The sequence below is a fragment of the Blautia sp. ZXY-1-B12 genome (assembly GCF_056339915.1).
In genome coordinates this window covers 1-10,388 of the sequence record NZ_JBWJVP010000301.1, presented here as the reverse complement: position 1 = coordinate 10,388, position 10,388 = coordinate 1, and the positions used below count along the sequence as shown (strand labels likewise).

The window sequence follows — 10,388 nt, the reverse complement described above, 5'->3', positions numbered from 1 at the left end:
ACAGGATCAATGACGGTCTCTTCCCGGTGATCGACGATTCGGATCCGAAAAATGATTTCTTTTTGGAAATAATGGACAAAAAAGGGGAAAAACTGGAAGCCTCGGAAATCGCAGAGCGGACTGCACAGGCCATTATAAAACTTCTGACGGATACGATTCCAAATATGTACCATATCCAGCCTAGAGATATCCAGATCCTTGCCCCAATGAGGAACGGCAGTGCCGGAACAATAGCCCTGAACAAACTTGCCCAGGAAGCTTTAAACCCGGAAGGTCCGTCCATTGCATTTGAAGGATATTCATACAGGAAGGGAGACCGTGTCATGCAGACGAAGAACGACTATGAGAAAGGAGTATTTAATGGCGATATTGGGTATATCGTGGCAGTCAATTTAGAAAAAGAACTCCTGAAAGTCGAATTCCTTGATACGGACAAACAGGAAACGGATAGCAAATTCTGGCTGGATTATTGGGATATGGATGAGGAGGACGAAGAGGAGGATGAAGGAATAGGAGCCCATGGCCCAAACCCTTACGTGACTTATTCCCGGAACGACCTTGAAAACCTGGATCCTGCCTATGCGATCACGATCCATAAATCACAGGGTTCCGAGTTTCCTGCTGTGATCATGCCGTTTTTGTACAGCCACTTTGTCATGCTAGAAAGAAACCTCCTGTACACCGGAGTTACACGTGCAAAGAAATACCTGTTCCTGGAGGGACAGCGGAATGCGATATACAAAGCAGTAAAAACAATCTCCATGCTTTCAAGGAACTCTAATCTGAGGTCGAAGCTGCAGGGAGATTTTGGACAGATTTCCTTCTTTGGAGAAAATATGGGATTGTATTAAGGCCATCCGCGGATGGTCTTTCTTTTTGCAGTTCCTGCTTATCTGTGGTAATATTTTCGTATGAAAACAACTGGCTTCCATATCATGGTATCCTGACCGTACATACGAAAGGAGAACAGATATGGCGATCGATAATTTTTGTGAAGGAAAAAATATGGAAGAATACGAAGTACTCAAAAAAGCTGCTGCGGAATTAAACGAGATCATGCATGTAGCCCACATCAATGCTTCCGACCGGGCAGTCTATGCCAGCGGAATGCTTCTGGCGATGCATGTGCTGACCCCGGATTCCCTGTACGCTACAGAGGATACCGCCAGCCACTATATATACAGGCATCTGATGGCCTTCTTAAAAGACCTGCTTTCCCCAGAGATGTATCAGATGACAGCAAGAGAGTTTCAGGTACTGACATCTGATCCGGAAAGAGACAGATACCTTGAAAAGCTGCATGGGAGCTACACACAGTATATCTTTTGTTTCATCTACCAGAATATCTTCCGGATTTCTGACAGAATGGATTCCATAGGGGAACTTTTCGGGAAGTTTTTGAAATATACGGTACAGATGGCAACGGAAAACGGCAAGGTGTCGCCTCCATCCTACATCTGCCATCTCATGGCAAAATTGATCCATGTGAAAGATACAGACAAAGTACTGGATGTCTGCGCAGGCAGTGGAGGGATGGTAGCCGCTTATGATGAAATGCGCTCCAGTAATCCAGGTCTTCAGTTAAAGAAAGACTAGCTGCGGGGGATTGAGATCAATCCGCGGATGGCAGCTCTTGCAGTATCCAATATGATCCTCATGGGGATCTCTGCGGAAGCAGTCGTCCTGGGCAACACATTCCTGTATTCGGAGGATAAGGAATACGATAAGCTCCTCATCAGTCCGAATTTCACTTGCGAGGAAAACGGACTCCCGTTCCTTTCTTATGGACTGGACATGTTAAAAGAAGGCGGGGAAGGTGCAGTGATCATCCAGGACAGTGCCGGAGGCGGCATGACATCTGTATCAGCCAGAGAAATACTGGCACATCATACACTGCTGTGCAGTATCAAGATGCCAATAGACCTGTTTTCCCCCAATGCAAAGGTACAGACAAGCATCTACCTTTTCCGGGCCCATATTCCGCATGATTTCCAGAAAAACGTGCTGTTTGTTGATTTCCGCAATGACGGATGTAAAAGAACAAAACGCGGCTTTAAATATAGCAGGGATGTCTGGAGACTATACTCTGATCTGGTAAAAACCTGTAAGGAAAAGAGGGTGTATCCGGGGATCCCGGTCATCCTTGATCAGATCACAGATTCCGGATGTGACTGGAATTATGAATCACATTTAAAGATCGATGGAAAGGTAACAAGAAAAGGTCTTTCCTCTGAAGTGGCTAATGCCCTGCTGGAGAAGATCAAAGACCTTCTCAAACCAGAGGGTGATGGGGAGATTTCTGCGGATAGGAAGCTGTTTTCCATAGAGGAGCTGTTTGAGGTGCAGAACAGTATCTATTACCGCGGAGTGCCGGAAGCCGATCTGTATGATGCAGACGGAACAGTGCCGGTGATCACAAATACTGCGTTAAATAACGGGGTAAAGGGATACAGCAGACTAGAAGCCTGTAACAAAGGAAATGTGATCACGTTGAGTGATACCATCGGCGGCAGTCCTGTTTTCTACCAGGAAAAGGATTTCATCGGGTTTGCGCACTTAAAGATGTTGATCCCCCAAAAGAATACACTGCCTGATTTTGACTGGCTGGTTGGAAGATATATCGCTGTCTCCATAAGAAAATCCATTTCCGGCAGATACAACTACACCACAAAACTGAACACTGGAAATATCCTGAGGACCAAGATCTCTCTTCCATGCAAGGATGGTCTGGTGCATACAGATTTCATCAGAAAGATCATGACAGAAGAGCAGAAGAGGAGTGCCGGTCTGGTGCCGGACTATCTGAGATCTTTTTCGGAACAATAATGACTACAGATGAGATTACAACTAATCAACATAAGGAGATATTTATGAAGAAAAAATCACGTTTATTGCTTTTGGTTTCATTCATATTCATGGTCTTTTTATCCGGCTGTGCAAAATGGCAGTCCGCCATCAATGACCTGCATGGTTCTTTGATGGGAAACAGCTATTCCATCTACACCTATGACAACTATAGAAGCCAGACACTCAAAACATCCGGGAATAAGATCAGTATTACCGGAAACAAGATCGAAACCACAAGCTTTGACAGTGAGGGAAAAACGATCACCGGCTATGATCTGTCTTCGGTCATCACCATCACCATTGATGGAAAAGAGATCGAAAGCTGCGGGGATACCTGCATCTTTGTCCAGAAAGGACTGGAACCGGAAGTCGACTTTTCCCTGGAAGAGATCAGCAGCAATGGAGGAGGAAGCCCTGCATCCATTGCCCGGGTATTAAACAAATATAAGAATGATTTTGGTAAATCACGTGTAGTGGTCATCAAATCCCAGTTAGGACAGCCCATAGCGGCTTTTTCCGGGGATGACGTATACTGGGAAGCTCCGGAAGACCTTCCAAAAATGACCAAACTCATGATCGACGGCAAAGCCCTGTATATCCATCGGGCAAATTACTACATCAGAAACTTCACAGATAAACTGATTGCATGTTTCGGAAAGTTTTTCTATAATAAATTCAGGTGCAATAAAATTATATTTAGGGATAATGAAAAATGAAGAAAATCTATACTCTGAAACGGGAGCTTACTATTTTAATGATACTGGCATCTGCGTGTACGTTGCTATCTGTGTGTGCGGTAGTCTTTTATGTTTTTTTCTCATTCTTTTTTCAAAAAACACAGGAAGATATAGAATATGTACTTCGAAATACCAGTCAGCAGTATGAGGCGCATATGCAGTTTATTGAAGATAGTGTGATTGCAATTCGTCATAATACTGTGCTGGATGAGTTTTTTCAGAATACGGAATATGATCTGAATCAGATTGAGCCCCAACTTTCCTATAGCATGGAATTGTTTTCTGAGCGCAATATGGTAGATCGCCAGTTGCCTTTTGTCACAGGAATTTATCTGTTTAACAATAATGATGACTGTATTTACGAACACTATTATGCTACAACTATTGCTGCGGAGCGGGAACTGAAGAGAAAATACGAGAGTATGCAGCAAGAGTTTAAAAGTGAGAAAAATCAATATATTTGTTTTTCAGATAATGAGGAAATGAATATTTTTTTCCGGATTTATGACGACAGTATGGAAGAAAAAGGAACAGGAATCGTACAGATTAGCCAAAATGCAGTGGAAAGAGTTTTGAAAGCGGCAGAGGATTACAATGGTGGTAACTGGGCAGTGTGGGATAAGAACAATCAGATTCTTGCGTTTATGGGAGAAAAATCGCAGGTAAGTAAACTTCAGTCTGCAGGAAATACTTGGAGCGGTACCAAAAATCTGGATGGAATGAAAGTCATTGGTTATGGTAACTCATGTGGTTTTGGAATATGGACGGCAATCAGCGTAAGCTATAATAATATTTTTTCCATTTTAAAACCCACTATTTTTATTATGCTTGTGTTGCTTGTAGTGGTGCTTGTAATCGCATTCCTGGTAGCATATGTGACAAGTTATCGTTTTACTAAGCCGGTTACACAGATGATAGAGAGCATACAGGCTTTTGGAAAACCAGATCTGAATGTACGTATGGAGGATTCTTCCATACGGGAATTTCATGATATGGGAATTGTTTTTAATGAAATGGCAGACCGAATTGAATATCTGATTACTCAGGTTTACGAAAAAGAAATCGTGGCAGCCAGATCTCAGGTGAAATATCTTCAGGCTCAGATAAATCCTCATTTTCAGTTTAATATTCTGGCTATGCTCAGTCTGAAAGCTAAAATGGCAGGAAACGAGGAAGTCTACGATGGGTTGAATGCTTTTTCTAAGCTGATGCAGGGGAAGATTTTTCGTGAAAGAGAAATTAAGATTAAGGTAAAAGAGGAACTGGAAATTGTTCAGTTCTATTTGTATCTTCAAAAGAGTCGTTATCAGGAGAAGCTTTCCTATGAAGTAATCCTGGAGGATGAGAGAATCAACCAGAATCTGATACCCCGTCTTCTTATAGAACCGCTGGTAGAGAATGCTGTTTCGCACGGTCTGGAACCAAAGAGGGAAAAAGGGAATCTGAAAGTGTTGTTATATGAAAAGGAGAAGCTTCATATCTGGGTGAAGGATGACGGAGTGGGGGTAGATCTGAATCAGATTGAAAGAGAAGAAAAGCCATCACAGAGAATAGAACATACCCATGTGGGATGGGAAAATACAAAGAAAATGCTTCGTATTTTGTATGGGGATACCTATGAATTTAATGTATGGAGTGAAATTGGAAAAGGAACTGAAATTGAGATTATAGTTCCGATTGAAAGAGGGGAAAACTATGTGGAAAGTAATAGCAGCCGATGATGAAGCATATATCAGGGAAGCTTTGCAAAAGCTGATCAACTGGGAGAAAATGAACTGTATTCTGGAGAAGACAGCCAGCGATGGTCAGGAACTTCTGGATGAGCTTCAGAAGGAAATGCCGGATATTGTGATCACGGATATTAAGATGCCGGGAGCGGATGGTCTGGAGATATGTAAATATTTATATGAAACAAGTCCGGAAACACAGGTGATTATTCTTACCGCATATTCAGATTTTGAGTATGCCAAATGTGCAATTAAATATAGTGCATGTGAATACGTACTGAAAATATCCATCATGGATGAGCTTCCAGGTGCTGTAGAAAAGGCCATTGGGAATCTTTTAAAGCTGAAAAAAGAAATTGAGATAGAGGAAAAACTGAAATCGAATGAGCCGGAATCACTACTTCGTCAGATTGATCAATATGTGGAGAAGAATTATTGTAAAAAGATTACCTTAGATGATATTGCAGATACTTTACATGTGAACCGCAGTTATTTAAGCAGATATTATAAAAATAAAAAGGGTATCAATCTTTTTGATGATATTTTGAACAGACGTGTAGAGGCTGCGAAAGAATATCTACGAACTACAGATATGAGAACTTATGAGATTTCAGAGGCTGTAGGAGTGGAGGATGCCGGCTATTTTTCAAAGATGTTCAAAAAAATAACTGGCGTATCTCCAAAAGAATTCAGGAAAAGAGAGCAAAATGAAGAAAAAGAATAAAACCTTAATGGCTGGATTTTTGCTGCTTTTGTTGTTGGCGGCGACGGGGTGTGTGAAGAAAAAAATAGAGCCGGTGACAATTACAATCATTCATGCATGGGGCGGAACCGGTCAGGATCATGTTGCCATGAGAGATATTTATGATGGGTTCCAGAAAGAAAATCAGGATATTGAGGTGCAGTTAATTCCCATGCCTACCAGAGAGGAAATGCTACGAAAAGTTGAAGACATGATTATGGTTGGAGATATGCCAGATGTGATTTCCTTTGGCGGAATGGGACGAAATACAACGTATGATTTTATTGTACAAAATGATATGGCACTGGATATTATGCAATATCTGAAATCGGATGAGGAATTTGCAGCAGATATTTCCAAAACAAATCTAAACTATTGGACGACGGAAGCTGGACAGCTGTTTACCGTTGCAGATGTACTTTTGTTGAGTGGTGGTTACTGGTATAATGAGGATATTTTGAATGCTGCGGGGGTGAAGGAACTTCCTGAAAGCTGGGATGCTTTCCGGGCAATGTGTTACAAGGTGAGAGAGTGGGCAAAAAGTCAGGAAAATGAGATAAAACCGCTTCAGACTTCGCCAGAAGGCTATCTCTATTTCATAGATCATATGCTATTGGAAAATGGAGCAGGTAACAGTGGGGATTGGAATACAAAAGCACAGACATCATTAAACGACTTAAAAGAAATTTATGCATATTCTACTTCGGAAAATGCAGGATATAGTTATCTGGATGAAACCAGACTATTTAATGAAGGAAAGCTGGCAGTTTATGTAAATGGTGTGTGGGGTGCCTCCATGATTTCAGAGAACATCAATGCCAAATATGCCTTACTTCCTACGTTTTCAGAGAAAAAGATGTCCTGTGAGTCGGCATGTCTTGGCTATGTCCTTGGAAAAAGCCAAAATGAACAAAAGGAGGAGGCCTCTGTCCGCTTTCTGAAATATATGTTAAGTAGAAAAGTGCAGACCAGAATTCTGGAGGAGACGGAGCAGATTCCAGCTAATAGTCAGGTGGTTCTGGATACTTATAAGGAGGATATGCCACGACTGTTTCAGGCAGCCTCTCTTGTGCTAAGTGCACAGAATAAAATTGAAGTTCCGGATAATCTGTGGTCAGCAAGTCAGAAAAGTTATTTTACAGAAAATATTTTCCGGGAGCTTACAAATAAAGTTTCCCCGGAAATCTTTTTAGAACATTTAGGCGAAATGAAAATATAGGACAAAAGTTACAAATAAAACAGAACAGAAATAATAAAAACAGGGAAAATATTGCCAGGTGGTAAATATTTTCCCTGTTTTTATTGTGAAAATGTCAATAAAAATCTGTAAAATACAAATCATATTCATTCAAAAATACTAAAAATAACGATAGAATAAGAACAGTTAAAGCAAAGACATATAAATTATGAAGGAGGATTTTTAAAATGAAGAAAAAGATGGTAAGTGTTTTACTGGCAGCAGCAATGGGGACTACTGCACTGGTTGGTTTCGGAACAACTGCTTATGCAGATGACAATGTTCTGGAATTTTATCACGGATATTATCAGGATGAGAGCGAGTGGGCAGCAGCACAGGTAATGAGAGATATTTATGATGAATTTGCCAAGGAACATGCAGATGATTCTGTTACTTTCAAACCTATTGCAGTAGAGAACAGAGATGACATTGTAAGTGCTCAGGTTGCTGGCGGTTCATTCCCGGATCTGGTAGATATCGGAGGCGGTGGAGTTCCGCAGGCTGCACTTTCCCAGAATCTTGTTTACGATCTGAAGCCATATATCGATGAGAACGGACTTCAGGATGCAGTAGGACTGAATTATACACAGCATGACGTAGACGGCCATATTTATGCAGTGCATGATCAGATTGAGAGCCGTGGCTTATGGTATAATTCTGATATTTTTGAGAAGGCGGGAATCACAGAGGATGCATTTGCTGATTGGGATTCCTTTGGAGAAGCGATGGAGAAAATCCGCGGTTTAGATGAAGATGTTTATGGATATATTGCAGGACAGGGCTCCAGTTATATTGTAAATACGGTTATGGCTTCTACAGAGGAAGGCCGAAAAATGCTGGAAAGTGAGCTGACAGAAGATACGATTAATTCAGATGAATTTGCAAACGCTTTCAAGACAGCTGCAAGCCTGGACCAGGCAAATGGTTCTGAGCATACAACAGACGATAATGGAAATCTTATGGCTGAATTTAACACAAATGGAAAAGCTGGAGTCCTTTTTAATGGCGTATGGAATGCAAGCGGAATTGATGATTCTTTAACAGATGCAATTGAACCTTCTTTATTCCCTGGAAACATTGCGATTGCTTCTGCCGGCGGCGGACTTGCTGTTGCAAATAACATGAGTGATGAGAAAACAGAACTTGCACTTGAATTTATCAAATATATGACAAGCACTGAGGTTCAAGAAAAGATATTTACAGGCGTACAGGCAAACCCATGTAATACAACTGTAGACTTAAATTCGCTGGCTGAAAGCAGTGATGATGCAGCAACTAAAAAGCTTGCTCAGGCTTGCTCACAGGTAAATGAAGCTGACACTATAGTAATTGATATGAACTATACCTGGGGCTCTGATGTTGACAAAGCTATTATCAATGCATTGATGGAGTGTGCAGTATCAGGAACAGATATTGATGCAAGATTTGCTGCACTGCAGACAGAACTGATCGCACTGGTTGCTTAACTGGAAGGAACACAGAAGATAGCTGTGGTAAACAGAAACTATGAATGAAATAAAAGAGGGAGGGAGGAATCCCTTCCTTTTTGGAGGTATCGATTTGAAAAATCAAAATGCTGTGAAAAAAAGAAAGACGAAACTAAATACACGAAAAAAAGGCTTTATCATTGCATTTCTTGCACCTACGCTGATTGCGTTTTGTATATTTTATCTGTATCCCATTATTACAGTGTTTATCACATCTTTTTGTAAATGGGATTATACAAATATTACCAGCCCGGAATTTTTCGGATGGAGCAATCTATGGGACAATTATGATTATATTTTTAATAAATATCCTTTTTTTTGGGAAGCTTTGAAAAATTCTACCACTTGGGCATTACTGGGAGCTGTAGTGCAAATTCCCGTTGCAACATTGATCGCGCTGGCTTTGTCCAGAAAAGTAAAAGGTATTAAATTCATACGAAATATATATATTATTCCGAATATGATTTCAACTGCTGCAATGGGTATCATATTTTTGCAGTTATATAATCCATCTTACGGAATTATTAATCCGATTATTCGTCTTTTTAATAAAAACTTTAATGATAATATTTTGCTTTTGAAAGGACCTGCTTTTGCAGCAATGACTTGTGCGTATATTTTCTTTACCGGAACGACTACGTTGATGATTCTGGGAAATATTATGGCGGTGCCGGAAGAAATAAAAGAAGCCGCCATGTTAGATGGAGCAAGCGGTCTGAGACAAGACTGGCATATTACCATTCCTATGATTAAAGGGACTTTGAAAACAGTGTCTGTTCTTGCAGCCACTTCTGGCTTTCTTCTTTATAACGAGGTTTATTTCCTGACAAAAGGAGCAGCAGGGACCTACAGTATCAGTTACATTATTCGCGAGCTTGCGATTACCAGTCCAAGAACTCAGTTTGGCCGCGCTAATGCGGTGGCTATGATTCAGATTCTTGCGGGAATGGTGATTATTCTGATGATCAATTTTGTATATAGTCTTTCCTTTAAGAAAGAGAAATAGTAAGAAAAGAGGGAAAATATGAAAAAAACAAATACGAGGAAAGGTGTCAGCAGTATGCCGACAGGAACAAAAATTGTGACTTACATCTGTCTTGCGTGGGCTCTGATCGTGGCGCTGGTTCCTTTGGGATGGCTGATTCTTTCCAGTCTGAAAAAAGATCCTATGGCAAGACCTGGCTTCCAACTGCCGGAATCCATCTGCCTGGACGGCTATGTTTCTACATTTAGAGATTTACATGTTTTGAGATATTTTGGAAATAGTTTATTTGTTGCAGGTATTTCGGTTTTAATTAGTGTTATTATGATTTCCATGTCTGCCTATGTGGTGGCGAGGATGGAATTTAGGGGAAAAGCTCTGGTGAATGTGCTTTTGTATTCTACAATGTTTATTCCTGCAACTGCACTTACCTATCCGGTGTATAACCTGGTGAATCGTCTGCATCTATATGATACCAGGTCAGCTCTGATTCTAATCTATTCTTGCAGTGGAATTGCAGTCAGTTTTTTTGTAATAAAGAATTATTATGACAATATTCCAAGGGAACTTGAAGAGGCCGCCAGAATCGATGGCTGTGGTTATGTACAGACATGGATAAAGGTGATTTT

Annotated in this window: 10 protein-coding genes; all 10 read left to right on the top strand. The window is 40.8% G+C overall.

The genetic code is table 11. The annotated features are described in order from the left end of the window. Nucleotides 1-851: ATP-dependent DNA helicase (locus AC075L_RS20935; RefSeq protein WP_476388137.1), on the top strand; the 851-nt coding region annotated here is incomplete at its 5' end. A 121-nt stretch (nt 852-972) separates the two neighbouring features. Continuing rightward, entirely contained in the window at nt 973-1,596 is a 624-nt protein-coding gene (locus tag AC075L_RS20930) for an N-6 DNA methylase (protein WP_476388136.1), read from the top strand. Between the two features lie 27 nt (nt 1,597-1,623). Then, the gene (locus AC075L_RS20925; protein WP_476388135.1) at nt 1,624-2,826 is read left to right on the top strand and encodes a restriction endonuclease subunit S; all 1,203 of its coding nucleotides are present in this window, start codon (nt 1,624-1,626) and stop codon (nt 2,824-2,826) included. A 44-nt stretch (nt 2,827-2,870) separates the two neighbouring features. Further along, nucleotides 2,871-3,563, top strand: coding sequence for a DUF5052 family protein (locus AC075L_RS20920; RefSeq protein WP_476388134.1), 693 nt, complete (start codon nt 2,871-2,873; stop codon nt 3,561-3,563). Continuing rightward, nucleotides 3,560-5,305 (top strand): cache domain-containing sensor histidine kinase, encoded by a 1,746-nt coding sequence (locus AC075L_RS20915; protein ID WP_476388133.1) that lies wholly within the window; start codon nt 3,560-3,562, stop codon nt 5,303-5,305. Before AC075L_RS20920 ends, AC075L_RS20915 begins: the two co-directional genes overlap by 4 nt. Further along, nucleotides 5,280-6,035, top strand: coding sequence for a response regulator transcription factor (locus AC075L_RS20910; RefSeq protein ID WP_476388132.1), 756 nt, complete (start codon nt 5,280-5,282; stop codon nt 6,033-6,035). Before AC075L_RS20915 ends, AC075L_RS20910 begins: the two co-directional genes overlap by 26 nt. Further along, a complete protein-coding gene (locus tag AC075L_RS20905; RefSeq protein ID WP_476388131.1) occupies nt 6,019-7,272 on the top strand; it encodes an ABC transporter substrate-binding protein in 1,254 nt (417 codons plus the stop codon). Before AC075L_RS20910 ends, AC075L_RS20905 begins: the two co-directional genes overlap by 17 nt. Before the next feature lie 206 nt (nt 7,273-7,478). Further along, a complete protein-coding gene (locus AC075L_RS20900) occupies nt 7,479-8,756 on the top strand; it encodes an ABC transporter substrate-binding protein (RefSeq protein WP_476388130.1) in 1,278 nt (425 codons plus the stop codon). Nucleotides 8,757-8,850: 94 nt separating this feature from the next. Next, the gene (locus AC075L_RS20895; protein ID WP_476388129.1) at nt 8,851-9,783 is read left to right on the top strand and encodes a carbohydrate ABC transporter permease; all 933 of its coding nucleotides are present in this window, start codon (nt 8,851-8,853) and stop codon (nt 9,781-9,783) included. A gap of 18 nt (nt 9,784-9,801) precedes the next feature. After that, the coding region (locus AC075L_RS20890; RefSeq protein ID WP_476388128.1) for a carbohydrate ABC transporter permease at nt 9,802-10,388 on the top strand (587 nt) is incomplete at its 3' end.